At 49.3% G+C, this 20,484-nt stretch carries 17 protein-coding genes; all 17 read left to right on the top strand.

All coding sequences use genetic code 11. The annotated features are described in order from the left end of the window. Positions 1-448 precede the first annotated feature (448 nt). A complete protein-coding gene (locus IV04_RS02345; protein ID WP_037394214.1) occupies positions 449-2,785 on the top strand; it encodes a type VI secretion system Vgr family protein in 2,337 nt (778 codons plus the stop codon). 9 nt (positions 2,786-2,794) lie between these two features. Further along, a complete protein-coding gene (locus IV04_RS02340; protein WP_051916593.1) occupies positions 2,795-3,169 on the top strand; it encodes a hypothetical protein in 375 nt (124 codons plus the stop codon). 189 nt (positions 3,170-3,358) lie between these two features. Then, entirely contained in the window at positions 3,359-5,899 is a 2,541-nt protein-coding gene (locus IV04_RS02335; protein WP_037394211.1) for a DUF2169 domain-containing protein, read from the top strand. After that, the gene (locus tag IV04_RS02330; protein WP_037394208.1) at positions 5,896-6,966 is read left to right on the top strand and encodes a pentapeptide repeat-containing protein; all 1,071 of its coding nucleotides are present in this window, start codon (positions 5,896-5,898) and stop codon (positions 6,964-6,966) included. The genes IV04_RS02335 and IV04_RS02330 overlap by 4 nt, the downstream gene beginning before the upstream one ends. Positions 6,967-6,977: 11 nt before the next feature. Then, the gene (locus tag IV04_RS02325; protein WP_037394207.1) at positions 6,978-7,586 is read left to right on the top strand and encodes a DUF3540 domain-containing protein; all 609 of its coding nucleotides are present in this window, start codon (positions 6,978-6,980) and stop codon (positions 7,584-7,586) included. Positions 7,587-7,590: 4 nt separating this feature from the next. Beyond that, entirely contained in the window at positions 7,591-7,983 is a 393-nt protein-coding gene (locus IV04_RS02320; RefSeq protein ID WP_037394205.1) for a DUF4150 domain-containing protein, read from the top strand. Between the two features lie 42 nt (positions 7,984-8,025). Continuing rightward, entirely contained in the window at positions 8,026-8,532 is a 507-nt protein-coding gene (locus IV04_RS02315; protein WP_037394203.1) for an SH3 domain-containing protein, read from the top strand. 26 nt (positions 8,533-8,558) lie between these two features. Next, the gene (tssJ, locus tag IV04_RS02310; RefSeq protein ID WP_081893144.1) at positions 8,559-9,092 is read left to right on the top strand and encodes a type VI secretion system lipoprotein TssJ; all 534 of its coding nucleotides are present in this window, start codon (positions 8,559-8,561) and stop codon (positions 9,090-9,092) included. Between the two features lie 38 nt (positions 9,093-9,130). Continuing rightward, positions 9,131-10,477 (top strand): type VI secretion system baseplate subunit TssK, encoded by a 1,347-nt coding sequence (gene tssK, locus IV04_RS02305; RefSeq protein ID WP_037394201.1) that lies wholly within the window; start codon positions 9,131-9,133, stop codon positions 10,475-10,477. A 3-nt stretch (positions 10,478-10,480) separates the two neighbouring features. Continuing rightward, complete coding sequence (locus IV04_RS02300; protein WP_037394198.1) at positions 10,481-11,692, top strand: DotU family type VI secretion system protein; 1,212 nt, start codon at positions 10,481-10,483, stop codon at positions 11,690-11,692. Then, positions 11,692-15,327 carry a type VI secretion system membrane subunit TssM gene (tssM, locus tag IV04_RS02295; RefSeq protein ID WP_037394195.1) on the top strand — a complete coding sequence of 1,212 codons (3,636 nt, stop codon included), beginning with the start codon at positions 11,692-11,694 and terminating at the stop codon, positions 15,325-15,327. The genes IV04_RS02300 and tssM overlap by 1 nt, the downstream gene beginning before the upstream one ends. 17 nt (positions 15,328-15,344) lie before the next feature. Then, the gene (tagF, locus tag IV04_RS02290; protein ID WP_037394193.1) at positions 15,345-16,064 is read left to right on the top strand and encodes a type VI secretion system-associated protein TagF; all 720 of its coding nucleotides are present in this window, start codon (positions 15,345-15,347) and stop codon (positions 16,062-16,064) included. 103 nt (positions 16,065-16,167) lie between these two features. Continuing rightward, positions 16,168-17,193, top strand: coding sequence for a type VI secretion system protein TssA (tssA, locus tag IV04_RS02285; protein WP_037394190.1), 1,026 nt, complete (start codon positions 16,168-16,170; stop codon positions 17,191-17,193). Positions 17,194-17,311: 118 nt separating this feature from the next. Beyond that, the gene (gene tssB, locus IV04_RS02280) at positions 17,312-17,848 is read left to right on the top strand and encodes a type VI secretion system contractile sheath small subunit (RefSeq protein WP_037394189.1); all 537 of its coding nucleotides are present in this window, start codon (positions 17,312-17,314) and stop codon (positions 17,846-17,848) included. 3 nt (positions 17,849-17,851) lie between these two features. Continuing rightward, positions 17,852-19,354, top strand: coding sequence for a type VI secretion system contractile sheath large subunit (gene tssC, locus IV04_RS02275; protein WP_037394186.1), 1,503 nt, complete (start codon positions 17,852-17,854; stop codon positions 19,352-19,354). 98 nt (positions 19,355-19,452) lie between these two features. Next, positions 19,453-19,836, top strand: a complete 384-nt coding sequence (locus IV04_RS02270) for a Rap1a/Tai family immunity protein (protein ID WP_051916589.1) — start codon at positions 19,453-19,455, stop codon at positions 19,834-19,836. Beyond that, the gene (locus tag IV04_RS02265) at positions 19,833-20,324 is read left to right on the top strand and encodes a T6SS effector amidase Tae4 family protein (protein ID WP_037394183.1); all 492 of its coding nucleotides are present in this window, start codon (positions 19,833-19,835) and stop codon (positions 20,322-20,324) included. Before IV04_RS02270 ends, IV04_RS02265 begins: the two co-directional genes overlap by 4 nt. The last annotated feature ends 160 nt before the right edge of the window (positions 20,325-20,484 follow it).

The following is a 20,484-nucleotide window of genomic DNA, read 5'->3' as shown; positions in this document are numbered from 1 at the left end:
TTTTCGGGTGATTAACGAATTTTTCGATAAAATAAAAGAATGTATTCCTATTTTTTATTTAATAGATAAATAATAAGACCTAGAAAATATCCTTTCCTATCACTATTAATTTATATCTCTCCGAGTTGTAAAATTATTACTTTGTGATTTATGTCACATATTTATATGTGAATATATATACTTGTCATGATACCAATCACTTTTTACGTGTGAGTGTGCTAAAAGCATGTGTAAATATCAGTCTAGGATGAGTTGTTCGGTTTGCGAAATATCCTGTCTACTAAGAATTAGGTAGTAAACGGAGTGATTTATTATTGCAATTGAATGCTAGGTTTTGATGGCTGATTCAATAGCAAGGTGGTCGAATGGATGTTGAATAGCTACAAAAACAGGGGTTTGCCTTTGCAAACTTCGTGCGGTAGCTATGCCTAAAGGATAGGGATATTCAATGAACAGAGTCATTTTGGTACATACGCCGCTAGTCGGTAATACACTGCTTTTTAAATCTCTTGTCGGGCATGAAAAGCTCTCTGAGTTATATGCTTTTGAGGTCGAACTACTCAGCACCATCAATAGTGTTAATCTTAGAGAATTGCTAGGAAAAACCTTAACGATAGAGATGCGCTCCCCCATTCTCCCCTCCCGATTTCTAAATGGCTATATCACTCGCATGACGCTCGTCGGTAGAGAGTCTAGTGGTGAACGCTATTACATTTACCGCGCAACAGTGCAGCCTGGCCTGTGGTATCTGACACAAAACAGGGATTTCCGAATTTGGCAGGAAAAGACTGTCCCTGAGATTATTTCCAGTATCCTTTCCGACTATCAAATCCAACTAGAAAACAAACTTTCCTGGAGTTACCGCCAGTGGGGTTATTGCGTCCAGTATCAGGAAAGTGATTTTGATTTCATTAGCAGGCTGATGGAACACGAAGGGATTTATTACTATTTCCGTCACGAGATGGGTAACCATACCCTGGTGTTGGCAGATGAACCGCAGGCGCACACCAAGCTTGAAGGTTACGAATTTATTCCGTATTTGCTGACAGAAACGGAGGAGAGCGCCCATACCAATGGCATCCAAAGCTGGAGCGTTTCTGATGCCATCACCCCAAGCCTGTACAGCCTTGATGACTACGATTTCCGCAAGCCCCGTGCGCGTCTGCTGGAAACCCGCCAGAATCCAACGTCTTTTGCTGGTGACAAAGCAGAAGTGTTCGACTGGCCAGGGCATTTTACCGATCGCGACCATGGTCAATTCTACGTGCGTGTTCGCCAACAGGAATTTGAAGCTCAACACGAAAAAATGACTGGCCATGGCTCGACTCTGGGGATTGCTCCAGGCCATACTTTTACCCTTTCCAATGCCCCACGGGTAGAGGACCAGCGTGAATACCTGACAGTGGAGGCCCGCTATTTCCTGACCGAAAGCAGTTACTCCAGTGGCGATCAGGGCAGCTGCGAGCATCGTACCGAATTCACCGTAGTGCCAAGCAATATAAACTGGCGCCCTTCCCGTATCACTTCCTGGCCAAAAACGCATGGCCCGCAAACCGCAGAGGTAGTCGGACCAGAAGGGCAACCTATCTGGACGGACAAGTATGGCCGCGTAAAATTAAAATTCCGTTGGGATCGGCATGGCAAAGGTGACGACAGCGGTTCTTGCTGGATACGCGTTTCCAGTTCCTGGGCCGGGTGGAAATACGGTGGCGTACAAATTCCCCGGGTCGGTGAAGAGGTGGTGGTGGATTTTATCAATGGCGACCCTGATCGGCCGCTGATCACCGGCCGGGTTTACAACGAAGACAGTATGCCGCCTTGGGATCTGCCGAACGATGCCACCAAAATGGGCTTTATGTCGCGCAGCACCAGCGGCAGCGCAGACAATGCCAGCTATCTGTTCTTCGAAGATGCCCCAGGTCGTGAATCATTTGATATGCATGCCGAAGATCAGATGAATATCTCCGTCGAGGGCAATCAAAATATTACCATTGACGGCACCAGAACCACTCATATCGGTGGGCAGCAGATCGATAGCGTGATGGGCGATGCGAGTTTTCACTATGACTCAAAGCGCGATATCACCGTTGAAGATCTTGAGACAAATACTTTTATTAATGGGCAGAAGGTTGAGATTGACGAAGGTCGCGAATTTACCATCAAGAGCGGCGGGGATACTGTTAAGATTACTGGGGATATTGATAGAACGTTTGACGGCAATGTTACAGAAACGACCACCAAGAATTTTTATCCGACGGTAAACGGGAATATAGTCAAAAAAACCGATGGAACTATAGCAGAAACAACCGAAGGGAAATTTACTGAGACCTTTAATAATGGACTGGATACAACAGTTACTGCTGGAGGTAAAACAGAAACCATTGATGGTGGTCTAACCGTTAATGTTAATAGCGGAGACTGGGTGCAGAATGTCAATAATGGAGTAATCAATATTTATAGCCCAAACGAAATAACAATCAAAAGTGACGTTAAAGTCACTATTGACGTTCCATATTTCGCTTCAAGAGCTGCAGATCATAAAGAAAGCTTTACAGGAAACTCCCTGAGTTTTACTGGTGCATCGGAAAGTTTTACTGGTGGCTCAGCAACTTTCAACGGGCTTGGCATATCTATGAGCGGAACAAGTATTAGTTGGACTCCGCTTTCAGTTTCGACTTCTTTGGCTAGTATAGTGACAAAACCTATGAACTATACAAGATCGCTAAATAAAATTGAGAACTCTATTCAAAATACTGTACTTAGTGTTTTGCACCTCTTTATGTGAGGAGATTGTATGGAAACAGTATTGAAATATATCCCTGCTATTACTTGGTTATTTGTTGTGTTTTTTTTCATTATTACAATTAGAGGAATAAAAGGGAATAGGGGGGAGTTTGGCCTAGTTAAGGACTGGAGTAGTAGAAATTTATGGGAAGGTAAAGTAGCGAATGCAAAATTAATTAGCTGGAAACAGATGCAAGCGATGCATAACTTTGATTACTTTTATATATTCGTCGTTGACTGTGATTTAGATGGTGTAAAAAAAACATATAATGCGGCAGGTGTAGTAAAAATTTCTCAGGCAGCTTTACTTAAAAAAGGTCAAAGCGTTACAGTAAAGTATCAGGGGATACCACCTAAAAAAATAGCGGTAATTGAGATTGATTGATATTCTTTAGTTCTGTTGTCAAATAAATGGTCGGCTTGTATTTTTTTAGAATAATAATCAAGAGTGGTTTTTATAACGCATCTTGAAAGTAATTCAGATAACGTTATTTTAAACCTTCTGTTTGATAGTTAGTGATTGAGTATATTCTTTCGATTTTAGCTATGTATAAATATACAGGGACGTATAAAAATGAAAATCATCAAACCGCTACGCCTTAGCGTGCTTAGCCGCCCCTATCGATGGCAGGAAAAAAATTATCTTGGGGTTTCTGTATTGGCATTAGCCGATATGGGGAGTACCCCGCGTTTGCGCCCTGAACCCGAACTGTGGCAGCTTGCTGAAAAGGAACTGCAAACCAGCGGTGGTGTTATCGATCTTGCGATCCCCAAAGCCTGTGCCGAATTTCTTGCTACCGGTTACGCCTACACTCACCATCAGGAGGATAAAACCGCCTGTGCGGTGAGGGTTCAAGTGGCGCAGCGTGAAAAAACGCTGGTTGCCTTTGGTGAGCGCCATTGGGTTAACAATACCCCTTCCTCCCCTCTTCCTTTTCAACAGATGCGTCTGGATTGGAGCCGTGCCTTCGGTGGGCCTGAATACCCTGAAAACCCACACGGTATCGGAGCAAATCCAGAAGCATTTGAAAATACGAAAATTCATCGTCTCCCCAATATCGAACCCTTGCAGGGGCGCTTAACCTCACCACGCCAGCAACCTGAACCGGCCAGCTTCGGCGCGCTGGATCTGATGTGGCCGCGCCGCTTTTCTCGCATCGGTAAAAAATATGACGCGCACTGGTTACAGCATGAATTCCCCGGTTTCGCGAGCGATATTGACTGGCGTCTGTTTAATGCCGCACCGCAGGATCAATGGTGGGAAAATCTTGATGAGCTGCCACCCGAAGCGCCGTGGCGCATCTGGAATATGCACCCGGAAAAACCATTGCAGGAAGGCCATCTGCCCCCATGGCGCTCGCGTTGTTTTATCAACCGGTTGCGGGGTGATGAAGAGGTATTTGAAGAGATTGCTTTGCGTAATACCACGGTGTGGTTTTTCCCGCATCTTGAGCAGATGTTGCTGATCTGGCACGGCAGTGCCCGCATCAATGAAGATGATGCTGCCGATGTGTTGCAACTGATGCCTGCAATGGAGCGTACCGGTTCACCGCGCTCGGTCAGCCATTATCGCAAAGTGCTGCGCCAACGCATGGACAAAGAGAAAGGCTCCCTGTTCGCGTTCCGTGAAAAAGACCTGCTGCCCGAAAATGCCATTGGCCCTTGGCTGGATACCGAACTCCCGGTGAGTGAGAGCCCGATGCGCGGCAATATGCAAAACCGTGAACAACGCCTGCGTGAAGAACATCGCGAACGTATGGAACAACGGGGGCAGGATATTAAAGAGCTCATCCCGGCATTTGAAGCTGCCGCCATGCCAGCGTTGGAAGATCTGGCCGAGTTTGTCGAAAAAATGGAACTCCAGGCTGAGCAAATGCGCGAACAGGCGTATGAAAAAATGCGCGAACGAGGGATCGACCCAGATAAGCCGCGCGATCTCGACAAGGCTCCGAAAGGCCCGGAAAGTATGCATCGCATGCTGGATCTGATCCATCGCAATGAGCACGGCATGTCAGATAAAAAACTGGAGCAAACCCGGCTGGCATTGCATCAAATGTATCTGATGTCGGTACAGGCACAAGGCCCAGCCCCTCGGTTGACGGGGGATATCGCCCAGATTATCCGTAACCGTGCTCAGGTGACCATGAGCCGTGGCGGAGACTTCAGTGGCCTGGACTTTACCGGGGCCGACCTATCAGGGATGGATCTGCGTGGCGCAGACTTCTCGAACGCCCTGTTGGAAAACGCCAACTTGAACCACTGCCAACTGGATGGTGCCAATTTCCGTTCAGCCATGTTGGCGCGGGCAGATATCACCCAGGCTTCTTTGCGTGATGCGATGCTGGATGAGGCCTGCCTGTCATTGGCCCAATGCCATAACAGTGACTTTAGCGCCGCCAGTCTGAAAAACACCCAATTACACCAAACGCTGTTGGAAAACTGCATTTTTGATAACGCCAATCTGGGGGAGTTGATGCTGTACCAGACCTATCTTTCCCAATGCCGTTTTCACCATGCCCTGTTCGAAAACACGCTGTTCATGGAACTGACTGCGCCAGCAATGGACTTCTCGCAGGCTCGCCTTATCAAGGTGGCGTTTATCAAATGCACTCTTGAACAAGCGGTCTTTGATCATGCCACGCTGGATGGCTGCTCCTGGGTTGATACGCAGGCAGAAGGCAGCCGTTTTCAGGGGGCCAACCTGGTTTCCTGCGCCTTTGCTGCACAAACTGTGCTCACTGGCACCGATTTCCGTGATGCAACCTTAACCCAATGCAATCTGCGGCAAATGCCATTAAGCGGTGCTTCTTTCCAGCGGGCAAAACTGGATAACAGCGATCTCAGTGAGGCCAACTGCCAACGGACCGATATGAGCAAAATGAATGCCAGCGGCAGCCTGTTTATGCGTACCGATCTGCGTGGAGCCAGCTTGAAAGACAGCAACCTGATGGGGGCGTTAATGCAAAAAAGTAATTTCAGCGGCGCTGATTTACGTGGGGCCAACCTGTTCCGCGCCGACCTGTCGCAATCAACCATTGATGCTACCACCATGATTGATGGCGCTTACACCCAGCGTACTAAAACGCTGCCAAAGCGTGACAAGGAACTGATATGAAGACGCTGACGCCCGCAGAATTACAGAAAAAAATCAAACAGGGTGAACCGGTACAGAACGTTTCTGTTGCGGGCCAATCGCTGGCGGGGCTAGATCTTTCTGGTGGGATGATGAGCGAAGTGGACTTCACTGGCGCGGATTTCAGCGGTGCGAATCTGCATGAAACAGTGTTCAATGAATGCCAACTGACTGCCACCAGGTTCGAGCAAGCCAGGTTAAAACAGACGATGTTCAACCAGTGCGAGATGGCCAATAGTCAATTTAATCAAACTACCATCAGTGAATGTGTTTTTAACCAATGCCTGCTGGATAACGCCAACTTCAGCCACAGTCAGCATGATAAAACGCAGTTTATGCAGGGCTCCTTACAGGCCTCCCGCTTCAGCCATGCCTATTTAGATCGGGTCACGTTTTACCAGTCGTCACTGGCGCAGGCAGCGTTGGATAACATCAACAGCCTACTGACGACCTTTTTCCGTCTCGATCTGCGCGAAACCGACTTTGCGGCCAGCCAGTTTGATCGGGCAGTATTCTTTGAATGCGATCAGCGTGGCAAAAACTATCAGCGCCAGCATTTTCAGGGCTGTCAGTTTACGGACAACCAACTGGATGAAGTGGATTTCTCCCATTGCCAGCTTATTCAATGCAACTTTAAAGGGGCTTCACTGCGAGGTGCGCGGCTTCAGGGCGTCAATGCCAGTCAGGCCCTGTTTATCAGCGCCAATCTGGCGGGTGCCGATTGTCAACACAGCTGGTTCGATCAGGCTATTTTTGTCTCGGCCTGCCTTGATCGCGCAGATTTCTCTCATTGCAGGCTCTTTCAAACGGTATTGCAGCAGGTTCGGGCAGAGGGCGCTTTATTCAAGAGCAGCGATCTGACATACGCCGACTTTTCTTATGCTGACGTTAGAGCCGCCGATTTTCGCCAGGCGCATTTTATGCGTACCCGTTTTCATCGAGCTCACCAAATGGGTGCTCACTTCTCTGATCGCCAAGGCGTTCTGGATAACGATCCTGAATTGCTGGCAGCAGAAACCTGGAGCGCTCAGCGCCAGAGTAGAATCTGATAAGGAACATCATGACCCATGCAATAACCTCTTACACACTCCCCATCACCCCGCCTCAACAGGCCGCCGGGCAGGTGGTTAATCTGCTCAACGACGGTACGATAATGGTTGAGAGCGAGGGCCGCGGTTGGCATTGCCGCCGTGCTGCCAGTTGCCTACTGACACCGGAGTTCGGCGATCGTGTGCTGATCGCCAGCGCTGATGGCCAGTTGTGGTTATTGGCTGTGTTGGAACGGGGAGAGGGCCAGCACCCAGCGGTGATCAGCGTCGTAGGTGATTTACAGATTGCGCCAGAGGGGAATCTCAGCCTGGCCAGCCAGGCGCTGAACATCACGGCAAAAACCAGCGATTGCCAGATAGAGTCGATGAACTACAGTGGTGAGTCGATCACCGCTTGGGTCAGCCTGTCCCGCATGGTTGGCAAACAGTGTGAGTCTGTCTGGCAGGTGGTAACACAAATCAGCCACCGACTACTGCGCAAAACTACGCAACTGGAACAGGTGCGTGCAGGTCAGTTGGATATGCAGGCTGAGGATTATCTGCGTATGCACGCGCAGAACACGGTGATCACCTCCAAGGCCATCACTAAAGTCGATTCAGAACAGATCCATATGGGATAACACCATGTTTGCCAATTGCCAATTAATGGGCCTCGATCTGGCGTTTCCTGACGTCTGCCTGACGCCTACTCCAACGCCCACCCCCATCCCTTATCCTGACGTGGCTATGGGGCCAACTGCCATACCGAACGCTTACAACCTCCTACTTATGGGGATGCCGGCCCATAACATGGCCACGGTCACCCCTCTTACCAATGGCGATAACGTGGGTATAGCAACGGGCGTGGCTTCGGGCACGGTAATGGGGCCATCGCGCCATGTTACTGCCGCCTTTACCGTGTTGTTTAAGGGGACTCCAGCAACACGCCTGACCAGTGTCAGCCTACAGAACTCAACCAATATGGTCGGTATGCGTACCGTACCCAGCCAGTTGAAAGTCTTGCTGCTTGCACCCTGAAAAATGGCTCATTTCAATCCGAAAAGATATCTAGAGGTTATTGTGAAAATACAGATTTTACTGCCACTGCTTTCTGCTCTATTACTCTGTGCCTGTGCGCCGCGTACTGGGCCAGCAATTACTGATGACACATTGGTGAGTCATGAGGTTAACGGGGTAACGTTAACCCACCGCGCCATTATTTCCCCACCGGTGCAATTCAAGCCAATTAATGAGCAATATCGCAGCCTGTACAGTGCCAGCATCATGAGCAAACCCAGTTATGACGGTAAAGTACTCGGTAAGCTGGAGAACGCCACACCTTTCTTTGTCTTGGGTGAGGTTGAAAATCAATGGCTGGCGATTGCAACGGAAAGTGAAGGGCAACTTATTGGTTATATTCAGAACAATGCCGGGGTAGTTGAAAGCGCATATCGTGCGACGCTGCTTAAAGATCGTCCTCGTGCCCGCCGTTCTAAGGCAGCCAAGAACGCAGGAAATTGCGTAGACGTAGGGAATAGCAGTAAAGCCTGTAAAGAGGCTAAATCAGACACTTGGATCCTTGAATAGCCGGTATTGGAGTGAAGAAAAACATCATGTTGAAATCACAACCCGCCCGGCGTTGTTGGCATTTACTGCTGCTCATTACCGCCACATTGGTGCTTGGCGGTTGCATGTCCTCGGCGAAAAGTGTGCCATCGCGCTATAGCCTGGTTTTTGATGCAGATCCGCAGATAAACGGTGCCGCCGGGCAACCACCAGCGCCCGTCAAGGTCCGCGTATTGCTGTTACGTTCTGATGCTGAGTTTATGGAAACGGATTTCTTTACTCTGCAAGGCGATGCGAAAAGTGTACTCGGCAGCAGCCTGCTTGATAGAGATCAATTCTTCCTGACACCAGGGCAGAAAGGCAAAACTTTGGTGGGGAAAAGTACGCTGGAGGCCCGCTATATCGGGATTATCGCTGAATATCAGGCGCTGGACGGTAAAACATGGCGTCTCTCGTTACCGTTGCCTGAGCCTACCGAAACAAACTTCTACAAGATATGGCAATTATCTCCTGATGAACTGACCACGCATATCGTGGCCGGTGTGAACGGCCTAAAGGCCGTCACCGGTCCGAACCCGTAATCCGTTTTGCTGAAACACCATGACAATTAGGGACGATGATGAAGAATGCTCATAAGGTGGTCTGGACAGAAGGAATGTTTTTACGTCCTCATCATTTCCAGCAGGCCGAAAATTATCTCGAAAACTATGTAAAACGCTGGGGACAGTCGCACTGTGGCTATTTCTGGGGTTTTTTGACTCTGGAATTGGATCAGACACTGTTGCGCCAAGGTAAGATCGCCCTCAACGCCGCTAGCGGCATCCTGCCAGATGGCACGCCGTTTGAATTATCTGGTGCACAACACCTGCTGCCCGCATTGGATATCGCCGATAATCAGGTGGGTGAGAGAGTGGTGCTGGCATTACCTACATACCGTGCAGGGCGCGAAGAGATCCTGTTTCAGGAAGCTTCTGGGTCGCTGGCTCGTTATCTGGCCTATGAAACCGAAGTCAACGATTTGAATACCGTTGCTGTGGGCAGCGCTGCATTGCAGTTTGGTCAGTTACGGTTACGCCTGATGCGCGAAAGTGAACTAAGCCCGGAATGGACGGCACTGACGGTTTGCCTGGTTCAGGAACGGCAAAATGATAATAGCTTACGCCTCGATCCTGCACTGATTCCACCGATGCTTAACTGTCATGGCAGTCAGATACTGAAAACCTTTATTAATGACCTGCAAGGTCTATTGACCCAACGTAGCCAACAGATGAGCCAGCGCCTGTTGCAATCGGGGCAAAGAGGTAGCTCAGAGATCGCTGATTTTATGCTGCTGCAGTTGATTAACCGCTATCTGGGGCAGGTTAGCCACGCCAGAACACTCGATTACCTTCATCCAGAACGGTTATTTGCCGAATGGCTGCAGTTTGCCACTGAACTTAGCAGCTTCTCTGCAACACGTACCTCAGAAACAAAACTGCCAGCGTATGACCACAATAACCTGACACTTGGTTTCAGCGCCTTGATGTTGATGTTGCGTCAGGGGCTTTCTGTCGTACTGGAAGACAACGCGATTCAGCTACTGCTGACAGAACGCTCGCATGGGCTGAATGTGGCAACCGTTCAGGACACCAAGATGATGCACGATTTTGGTTTCGTGCTGGCGGTGCGGGCCAACGTGGCGATGGAGGCTCTGTTGAGCCGTTTCCCGGCTCAAATGAAAATTGCCTCGGTAACGCGTATCCGCGATCTGGTTCAGCTCCAGTTGCCTGGTATTGGCTTGCGCACCATGCCTGCCGCTCCGCGTCAGATCCCCTACCATGCGGGATATACCTATTTCGAATTGGAGAAACATGGCGATCTGTGGAAAGAGATGGAGAAATCCAGTGCCTTCGCGCTTCATCTGGCTGGCGACTTTCCTGGGCTGGAAATGGAATTCTGGGCCATTCGCAACCAGACGGAACGATGATTCATGACTCACGTTACCCAATCGGGCAACCCACTGCTGCTCACCGCGAACCCGCTGTTAAATGCTGTTTCACAGATCCGTCAGTCGGCAACCCATGCCGATCCGGCGCAGTTACGCCAACAATTGATTGATGAGATACGTCGTTTTGAGGTGGGCGCGCAAAGGGCGGGCCTGAGTTATGAAACCATCATCGGGGCCCGCTATTGCCTGTGTACCGCGTTGGACGAGTCCGCTGCACTAACGCCTTGGGGCAGTAACAGCGTCTGGTCCGGCAGTGGTTTATTGGTGACTTTCCATAATGAAACCTGGGGGGGGGAAAAGTTTTTCCAGCTATTGGCCAAGCTTTCACAAAACCCGCGTGAACATATTCAGTTGTTGGAGTTAATCAACTACTGCCTGCTACTGGGTTTTGAAGGCCGTTATCGGGTCATTGAAAATGGTCGTTCTCAGTTAGAGACCATCAAGCAGCGCCTGTTGCAGATGATACGTTCGGTGCGTGGCGGTTATAGTGTCATGCTATCGCAAAACGCGCTGGATCTCCCGGTCTTGCAGAAGCAATGGCGTCCTTTGGTACCACTTTGGGCCTGCGCTGCAATGGCAGGATTTATTGCTTCACTGATTTTCATTGTTCTTAACTGGCGTCTTGATGATGCCACATCTCCAGTGCTGGCCTCGATTTATCAAACTAATCTGCCGCAAATAACCATCAGCAACCCGGCATCCGCAGCTCCTCCTCTGCTGGATCTGAAAGGTTTCCTGCGCAAAGAGATCGCCGAGGGATTAGTTATCGTCCGTGATGAAGCACAGCAAAGTGTGGTGATCCTCAAAGGTGATGGGTTGTTTGATTCAGCGGCGACGACCTTGCGCCCAGCTTATCTGCCGATCATTGAGCGGATTGCCCGCGCAATGAATGGGGTCAGCGGAAAAATTCTGGTGACGGGATACAGTGATAACGTTCCCATCCGCAGTGCCCGTTTTGCCTCTAATTGGGAGCTTTCGCTGGCGCGCGCCGAGTCTGTCACCCTACAGCTACAAAAACATCTGGATGACCCACGACGGGTCAAAACAGAAGGGCGTGGTGAAAGTAATCCGATGGTGGCAAATAACAGCAAAGAGAATCGGGCATTAAACCGCCGGGTCGAAATCACTCTGTTGGTTGCGCCAGTAAATACACAGTCAGAACTCAATCAATTGCAGCAAGGAAGCGGACAATAATGCTCAGTACGTTATTCTCCATTATAACCAGTCGCCTATTATGGGGTGCGATTGGCATCACCGCGTTAGCCTTTGTTATCTGGGTGATAGGCCCACTGGTTGCTATCGGTGACTACCGCCCCTTAGAGCCAGAACTTAATCGACAGGTCATTATCGGCATACTTTACCTGTTCTGGCTCCTATACCGCATCATTCCGCGTATTTACAGTATCTGGTTCAACAGCAGACTGCTGAGCAACCTAAGGGCTGCCAATGAAATCCCTCAAGGGGAAGTCAAGGCTTTGCCTCAGCGGGATCCTCAGCTGGCACAGCGGTTTGATGAAGCGATACAACTGTTAAAAAAAGCCCGGTTCAATCCGGGCCAGGCAGACAAACACCCTTGGTTGAATCGCTTTAATCGTCAGTACCTCTATCAATTGCCGTGGTATGTCATCATCGGGGCTCCTGGCGCAGGGAAAACAACTGCACTAATCAACTCAGGGCTGCACTTCCCACTGGCGGACAGTTTTGGCAAATCAGCCCTGCGTGGTGTCGGCGGCACGCGGAATTGCGACTGGTGGTTTACCAATGAAGCGATCTTGTTGGATACGGCAGGGCGTTACACCACACAGGAGAGCCAGCGCGCAGAGGATGCCGGAGAGTGGAAAAGCTTCGTTGAGCTGTTAAAAAAATACCGGGCACGCCAACCCATTAATGGGGTGATCATTACCATCAGCGTGGCAGACTTGCTGAGTGAAAGCAGTGAGTCGCTGGCCATTCAGGCAGGGGCATTGCGCAAAAGGCTGCTCGAGCTGCATCTGCAACTGGGTATCAGTTTCCCTGTGTACGTCATGATCACTAAAACCGATTTGCTGAATGGGTTCATGGCCTATTTCAGCAAGTTTGATAAAACACAGCGCGATCAAATCTGGGGATTTACCTTCCCTTATGAGCAGGCCCGCCAGGCAGACTTTGACCTCAAACGAGCTGTAGAATCGCAATACACTTTACTGCAACAACGGCTGGATGCTGCTCTGCCAGAGACGTTGTTACTTGAGCACGATGCTCAGCAACGTGCCGAGTGCTATCTGTTCCCCCAAGAGTTTGCGGCCTTACGCCCGTTCTTGAATCAATATCTGGATATCGTCTTCACCCGTTCCAACTTTGAAACCTGTTTCACTCCACGCGGTATCTATTTCACCAGTGGTACTCAGGAAGGATTACCTTTTGATCGCGTAATGGGGGAGCTGAATCGCTATTTAAAACTGCCCCCAAATCAGTCAGCAGACCAGGATAATACCCACTGGAGCGGTCTCAATCAGGAAGCGCCAAGACCGGCGGCCAAAGGCCAAAGTTTTTTCCTGAAAGACATGCTGGAAAAGGTCGTCTTCCAAGAGTCTGGTTTGGCAGGCAGTAACCGCTGGTGGGAATACCGTAACCGAGCCTTGCACTGGGCTGGTTACATTTCTCTGGGAGTGATTCTGGTCATTCTCGGGGGAGTCTGGTTCACCAGTTATGATAATAACAAAGCCTACCTGGCAGACGTCACTGCCAAAGTACCGCTGCTGGAAAGCCAAGGGCAAGGATTGGCTCAACAGGCAACGGGGGATATGTTAACGCTGCTCCCGTTCCTGAATAGCGTGTTGAACTTGCCAGAAAGCCAGCATTTTTCGTTGCAAAATGCCCCCTTCTCCTACCGGATGGGATTGTACCGAGGGGCTCAAATTAGTAATGCCAGCAATGCGTTATACCAAAAGGCACTGAAAGAGCTTCTGCTGCCACAGGTAGCACAACAGATTACCAATACATTGCGTCATGATAATCGCAGTGATGCCGACTTCAGTTACGAAGCGTTAAAAGCGTACCAAATGCTCTATCTGCCAAAGCACTATAACGGAGAGTTTTTACGTGCCTGGGTGATGCTCAACCTGCAACGCAACCTGCGTCAAGGTATCACGCAACAGCAGTTACAGCAGTTGGAATGGCATTTATCCCAACTGCTTGATGGTCAAATTCAGTCATCACCTTATGCCAAAGATGAAGCTTTGGTGGCACAGGCCCAATCTGCGCTGGGGCGCTCGCCTCTCCCTCAGAGGGTTTATAGCCGCCTGAAGCGTTTGTTGTTAAAACAATCCGAGATCAAACCGGTCAGCCTGGTGGATTTAGCGGGCGCACAGGCGGAGTTGGCTTTTTCACGCCAAAGTGGCAAACCGGTAACCGATGGCATCCCGGGGCTTTTTACTCCGCAGGGCTATTGGAAAGCGTTTGATAACAATATTGGCCAGGTGACGGAAACACTGCGTCAGGAAGATGTTTGGGTGCTGAATACCCAGACAGCGTCGGAGCAAAAAAGTACCGACTTGACGAAAATAGTCCGCCAGCTTTACATGCAGGACTTTATTGCCGTTTGGGATGAACTGCTGGCGGATATACGGCTGGCAAATATCAGTGAACTGAGCCAGCGTATCAACAGCGCGCGTTTGCTTTCGGGTAACCCTTCCCCCATGCGTAACCTACTGGTTAACATAAGAAAATATGTCACTTTGCGTGATGAGAACAGTGACGCAGACCAGCGTTCGGTGCTAGGAAAAGCCGGAGACAAGTTAAATCAGGGGGCTAATCATACGCTGGAAGCCCTGTTTACCACCCGCCCAGCCAATGCTGATGGGGACCTCTCCACACAACCTGAGCTGGTTGTCATGGCGCATTTTGCTCCCCTGCTGGAGTTGGCACAGAGTCAGGGAGAGGGGAGTAAGGCCATCCCCTTTGATGCTGTACTTAAACAGGTTGATGACCTTTACAGTTATCTGACCGCCGTTCAGGGTGCCACTAACAGCGGTATGGCCATTCCACCCAGCGATATTATTCCGCGTTTGCAGGCAGAGTCAGGTCGCTTACCGACCCCCTTTAAACAAATGTTGTTGTCACTGGCGATTGGGGCCAGTAGCGATGCACAACGCGAGGACATGGAAAATGTCAAAAAACGCATCAATGTGGAAGTTGGCAGTTTCTGCCGTCAGGCTATCGCGGGTCGTTATCCACTTAACCCCCGTTCAGCGCAAGATGTTACGCCGGACGATCTGGCCCGGATGTTTGCGCCTAATACTGGCCTGATGGACAACTTTTTCCGTGACAATTTACAAGGCAAAGTTGACAGCACACGGCCTACCTGGCGTTTTACACCAGGCGTAGATGGTAAAACATTGCCTGGAGGAGAGGGGATCTTATCCTCATTTCAACAGGCACAACGCATTAGGGATGCCTTTTTTGCCAACGGTACTGCAGTCCCGTCTTACCGGGTTACGGTACGTCCGCTGCGTATGGATAACGATATCCTGAACTTGACACTGGATATTGATGGCCAATTGTTCAAATACAGCCACGGCCCACAGGTTCCTCTTGTGGTGAGTTGGCCGGGTATTCGCAATACCAATCAGGTGCATTTGCAATTGTCACTGGCTAATGGAACGACGGCCAGTATGGTGACCAGCGGGCCTTGGGCGCTAAATCGTATGGTCGATCGGGCAGCGTCATCGGCTGGCAGTAACCTCAGTCGTCAGGCGACATTCAATCTGGATGGACATAGTGTGACGTTGGAGTTTACCCCCAACAGCATTCGAAACCCTTTCCAGCTACCTGCGTTTTCTTGCCCGTAGCCCGAAAGGAGATGACGATGGATCGTAACCTAAACCTAACGATGTCTATTGGTTGGTATGGAAAAATTCCGGCTGAGGGCGATTTTCTTCAGCGCCGTTTGCCCAGTGTGGTCATTAACCGCTGGGCCCATTGGTTTCACAATGGTTTGCTGAATCTGCAACAGGAACCATCGGGCAGCAGCAAATATCCTTTTAGCCAAGCCCCGGTCTGGAATTTTGTTATACCGGCGCCTTTGGGCAACCAGTATGTACAAATGGGCTGTTTGCTACCCGCCCGCGATCGCGTTGGCCGCTATTACCCCGTTTGTGCGATGCGTCTGTGGAACCTGAATGACTGGCATAAACAGCAATTGAATATCGCTTCTGATTGGTATAGCCAATTAGGCCATACGCTACTGCATGGGGTCCGTAACGGTTTATCTGCGGAGCAAATGGACCATTTGTTACTCGCCATTCCAGAACTTGCCATTCCCGCCGAGGAAGGGGGGTCAGATATTTTATCTGTTATCGGTTTGCCGTATCAGCCAGAAAACAAACTGGCGTGGCAGCAGGCTGCCGACTGCTTTGAAGCGACACAATACAGTAGTTTCTGGTGGACCAACCAAGCCGATGGTCACCCACTCTACACTCACGTACACAGTGGTAACTTTACCGTACAACTGTTTTCATTGCTGTTTAGCCCTAATGGTTGGTCAAGGCCAGGTGGGGGTGGGCAGTATCCTCAGCTATTTGATTAAAAACATACCTTAAATCATTCGAGTTGCCGGTAGGCGATAGAACGCAGCCAACACCCAAGCAACTTGAAGTATGACGGGTATATCTTCTTTAAAGGTAAACGGTATGGATATCGATATCCTTTTGGCCCCAATCAGCAGTGATGTCCCTTGTGGCGATAATCTGGAGTATGACGCTGATTTTCTGGCGATGGATAAAGCCTCAATAGGCAAAGCTGAGCAGCAGTTCGGTAGCACTATTATTCCGGCTGAATTGCCTGACTGGATACAAGTAGAACGTTTGGCTAGTGCCTTGCTGATGCGCACCAAAGATCTACGGGTGATGCTCAAACTCACCCAGGCTTGGACGCAAATCCGTGGCCTGCCTGGCTATGCCGATGGCTTGGCGCTGATCCATCAGGCGTTGGTCCGTTATTGGGATACGCTGTTGCCAGCGCTGGATTTTGATGGCGAAATTGACCCTTTGTTTCGTATCAATGCGCTGGCCGGGTTAGGTGACAAAACTCAACTGGCGTCCTGTATTCGCACTGCCAATCTGCTGAAAAGCAATTCCAGCGAAATATCTCTACGCGATGCCTGTGCTCTGTTGGATGGTAGTAAACAGGAATATCCCGGTTTTCCTGGCGGGCGGACTCGTTTGCAGGAGGAACTCGCACAAGCATCACAATCGGTCTCCCCGTTGGTTATCACGCTGTATCAAACGTTGAATGACCTGCGCACAGAAGTCTCCCGCCACTTGGGAGAAAACGCGTTGCCAGAAATGGATGGCCTGTTACACCTCTTTCGCACACTTGCTCAAGCCTGTCAGCCAAGGGAGGTCGTGCCACTCCCCGTGAAAGAGGCGATGGAGGCTCCCGTAGCGGCAGTCACAGCTGCGCCACCCAACAACGCCCTGGTTTTCAATTGGCACAGTGCTCAGATCCAGTCGCGCGACGATGCTCGACTCATGCTGGATAAAGTCAAACACTACTTTAATACCCATGAGCCCAGTCATCCCGCTCCCTTGATGATTGACCGGGTACAGCGGCTGCTCACGCTGGATTTTATGCAGATCGTCCGCGACCTGGCTCCCGATGGTCTTAGCCAGGTAGAGACTATTTTGGGTATGCCAGGACATGAGGAGAACAACTGACAGCCTAATTTATCTTTGAGTGTTAGCTGCCTGTTCTCCCAAGAAACAGGCCTGAATTTGAAGCCGTTCTATCCCATTGGATGGGAACGTTTTTGATAATCGTTAGATGGAGTAACCCATGTCAAACTCGAAGTCCCGCAGTGGACAGAAATTTATTGCCCGTAACCGTGCACCGCGTGTACAGATTGAGTACGACGTTGAAATCTACGGTGCCGAGCGCAAAATCCAGCTACCTTTCGTTATGGGTGTGATGGCCGATCTCACGGGTAACCCGCTTGAACCCATGCCTAGCGTTGATGAACGTAAATTCTTGCAAATTGATATTGATAACTTTGATGAACGCCTGAAGTCATTGAAGCCGCGTGTTGCCTATCAAGTAGAAAATACCCTGACGGGCGAAGGCCAGTTGAACGTTGATCTCACGTTTGAAAGCATGGACGATTTCTCACCTGCCGCTATTGCTCGTAAGGTTGATGCCTTGGATAACCTGTTGGAAGCGCGGACTCAGCTTTCTAACCTTCTTTCCTATATGGATGGCAAGAACGGCGCAGAACAGTTGATTTCCCAGATCCTGCAAAATCCTCATTTGCTGAAATCCTTGAGTAAAGCCCCCAACCCTGCCGCAAAAGATGACAACAACGAATATAAGGATTAATCGATGAGTCACTCGCCTCAGCAGCAACAAGCGTTGCAGACTACCGAAGCTTTCTCCAGCGATGAATTCAGTGAGCTGTTGAATAAAGAGTTTCGCCCCAAAACCGATCAGGCCAAGGAAGCCGTAGAGATTGCGGTAAAAACGTTAGCCCACCAGGCGTTGGAAAATACCGTTACGGTTTCTGCTGATGCCTACCGCACGATCCAGGCGCTAATTGCTGAAATTGATGAAAAACTCTCCCAGCAGATCAACAAAATTATCCACCACCAGGATTTCCAGACCTTGGAAGGTGCCTGGCATGGCCTGCACTATTTGGTCAACAACACTGAAACGGATGAAATGCTGAAAATCCGCTTCATGAGCATTTCCAAGAAGGAATTAGGACGAACGCTGAAGCGCCATAAAGGCGTGGGTTGGGACCAAAGTCCGGTCTTCAAAAAAATCTACGAAGAAGAATACGGTCAGTTTGGCGGCGAACCTTTTGGTTGCCTGGTGGGCGACTACTATTTTGACCATAGCCCGCAAGACGTTGAACTATTGGGTGAAATGGCCAAAATTGGTGCAGCATCTCACTGCCCGTTCATCACTGGTACCGCCCCCAGCGTGATGCAGATGGAGTCATGGCAAGAGCTCTCCAACCCGCGCGACCTAACAAAAATTTTCCTAAATACCGAATATGCTGCCTGGCGTAGCCTGCGAGAATCTGAGGATGCGCGTTATCTGGGCTTGGCAATGCCGCGCTTTCTGGCGCGTCAGCCCTATGGTATCCGCACCAATCCGATTGATGAGTTCGACTTTGAGGAAGAGACCGACGGGACAACCCACAATCATTACACCTGGACCAACGCGGCCTATGCCATGGCGGCTAACATCAACCGCTCATTCAAGGAATACGGCTGGTGTACCTCGATCCGTGGCGTCGAGTCTGGCGGAGCGGTAGAAAACCTGCCATGTCATACGTTCCCAAGCGACGATGGCGGTGTTGATATGAAGTGCCCGACGGAGATTGCCATCAGCGATCGCCGTGAAGCCGAACTGGCTAAAAATGGTTTTATCCCGCTGATACACCGCAAAAACTCTGATTTTGCCGCTTTTATCGGCGCTCAGTCCCTGCAAAAACCGGCAGAGTATTATGATGCGGACGCCTCGGCCAATGCCCAGCTTTCAGCACGCCTGCCGTATCTGTTTGCCTGCTGCCGCTTTGCGCATTATCTCAAGTGTATCGTCCGTGACAAAATCGGCTCTTTCCGTGAGCGTGATGATATGGAACGCTGGTTGAATGATTGGATAATGAACTACGTTGATGGAGATCCCGCCAACTCCTCACAAGAAACCAAATCACGCAAACCTCTGGCGGCGGCCGAGGTTTTGGTGGAAGAAATAGAAGATAACCCAGGTTATTACAGCGCTAAATTCTTCCTGCGTCCGCATTATCAATTGGAAGGTTTAACGGTCTCGCTGCGTCTGGTATCAAAACTTCCTTCGTTGAAGCAGAGCGAAGCGTAATTGATGGTAATACGCCAGGTTGCTGTAAGGTAATCTGGCTCTTTATTTAGTCGCTTTATATTTAACCAAGGATATGCTGTGCTTATCGGGAGATTAGTTTGCAAAAAAAAACTTATTATCTAACGTCATTGGCAACGATATTATTCTTCATTGCGGCTCAAGTGCCTGTTCAGGCCCAGCAAACCATAATTCAGCATTTAACCCCCGATAACGTTAATCTGAAAGGTGAGGACTTTTTCAAATTATATCGTGGTACAAACCAGCAAGAAAAAGAAAAGGCTCAGCTTTATCTGCTGGGAGTGCTGGATGCCACTGAAGGCAAGGTCTGGTGCCAGTATAGCCAACTGCAAATCATCACTTTGCAGGAGTTTGTATTCGAATACTTTAAAAAGTTACCTCAAGAACAGTTGAAATTAAGAGCGTCAGATCTGATTGAGGCTGCAATGGTGAAGGATTTTCCATGCAAAGGAGGGCATCATTGAAACCATTATTCAGCCAATTAAAAAATAACCATTACTCATCTGATTACTCCAGTTCTTCCTACTTCTCTGCCGATGATCTTTATACCGAAATAGGCTATGACATCAAAACCCTTATTGGGGAAAACAGAGGTTATGCAAATACATGTGCGGTCAGAATGAGTCTGGCGTTGATGAAATCGGGAATCCGTTTCCAAGGGCGATTACCCATAAAACAGGGTATATATAAAGGCCGCACCATAGAAGCGGGTGCAAAACTGCTTGCGGATCAACTGCAGAAGCCAAGTGTTTTTGGTAAAGCCAAAGTATTCCTAGAGACTGCAGAAGCAGAAAAATGGATTCGTAATAAAAAGGGTGTCGTTTTTTTCAATAAGATAACCAATTATGACGGTGGGCACATTGACCTTATTGAACCAGGAAATGCAGTTCTTTTATGTCATTCGCATTGTTATTTTAATTGTAAAGAAGTCTGGTTCTGGGAAATGAGCTAGATTTAATTTTTAAAAAATTAAGACATGTAAGATAATCCTACAAGAAAAAGTAAAAAATTCGCAGAATATTGAGCGCTGCTTAATTGCTATTCCCAATGCGCAATAAATTAAGCTCTCTGTTGCCCAGCAATAAAGAGCTTCATAACCGTACCGACAGTTA

It is taken from the genome of Serratia sp. Ag1 (assembly GCF_000743355.1).
Lineage (GTDB): Bacteria > Pseudomonadota > Gammaproteobacteria > Enterobacterales > Enterobacteriaceae > Chania.
This window is presented reverse-complemented; position numbering and strand designations above follow the sequence as displayed.

Coding starts and splice junctions, on each gene's coding strand:
- IV04_RS02345 (WP_037394214.1), top strand. CDS start 449: ATGAACAGAGTCATTTTGGTACATACGCCGCTAGTCGGTAATACACTG.
- IV04_RS02340 (WP_051916593.1), top strand. CDS start 2,795: ATGGAAACAGTATTGAAATATATCCCTGCTATTACTTGGTTATTTGTT.
- IV04_RS02335 (WP_037394211.1), top strand. CDS start 3,359: ATGAAAATCATCAAACCGCTACGCCTTAGCGTGCTTAGCCGCCCCTAT.
- IV04_RS02330 (WP_037394208.1), top strand. CDS start 5,896: ATGAAGACGCTGACGCCCGCAGAATTACAGAAAAAAATCAAACAGGGT.
- IV04_RS02325 (WP_037394207.1), top strand. CDS start 6,978: ATGACCCATGCAATAACCTCTTACACACTCCCCATCACCCCGCCTCAA.
- IV04_RS02320 (WP_037394205.1), top strand. CDS start 7,591: ATGTTTGCCAATTGCCAATTAATGGGCCTCGATCTGGCGTTTCCTGAC.
- tssJ (WP_081893144.1), top strand. CDS start 8,559: ATGTTGAAATCACAACCCGCCCGGCGTTGTTGGCATTTACTGCTGCTC.
- tssK (WP_037394201.1), top strand. CDS start 9,131: ATGAAGAATGCTCATAAGGTGGTCTGGACAGAAGGAATGTTTTTACGT.
- IV04_RS02300 (WP_037394198.1), top strand. CDS start 10,481: ATGACTCACGTTACCCAATCGGGCAACCCACTGCTGCTCACCGCGAAC.
- tssM (WP_037394195.1), top strand. CDS start 11,692: ATGCTCAGTACGTTATTCTCCATTATAACCAGTCGCCTATTATGGGGT.
- tagF (WP_037394193.1), top strand. CDS start 15,345: ATGGATCGTAACCTAAACCTAACGATGTCTATTGGTTGGTATGGAAAA.
- tssA (WP_037394190.1), top strand. CDS start 16,168: ATGGATATCGATATCCTTTTGGCCCCAATCAGCAGTGATGTCCCTTGT.
- tssB (WP_037394189.1), top strand. CDS start 17,312: ATGTCAAACTCGAAGTCCCGCAGTGGACAGAAATTTATTGCCCGTAAC.
- tssC (WP_037394186.1), top strand. CDS start 17,852: ATGAGTCACTCGCCTCAGCAGCAACAAGCGTTGCAGACTACCGAAGCT.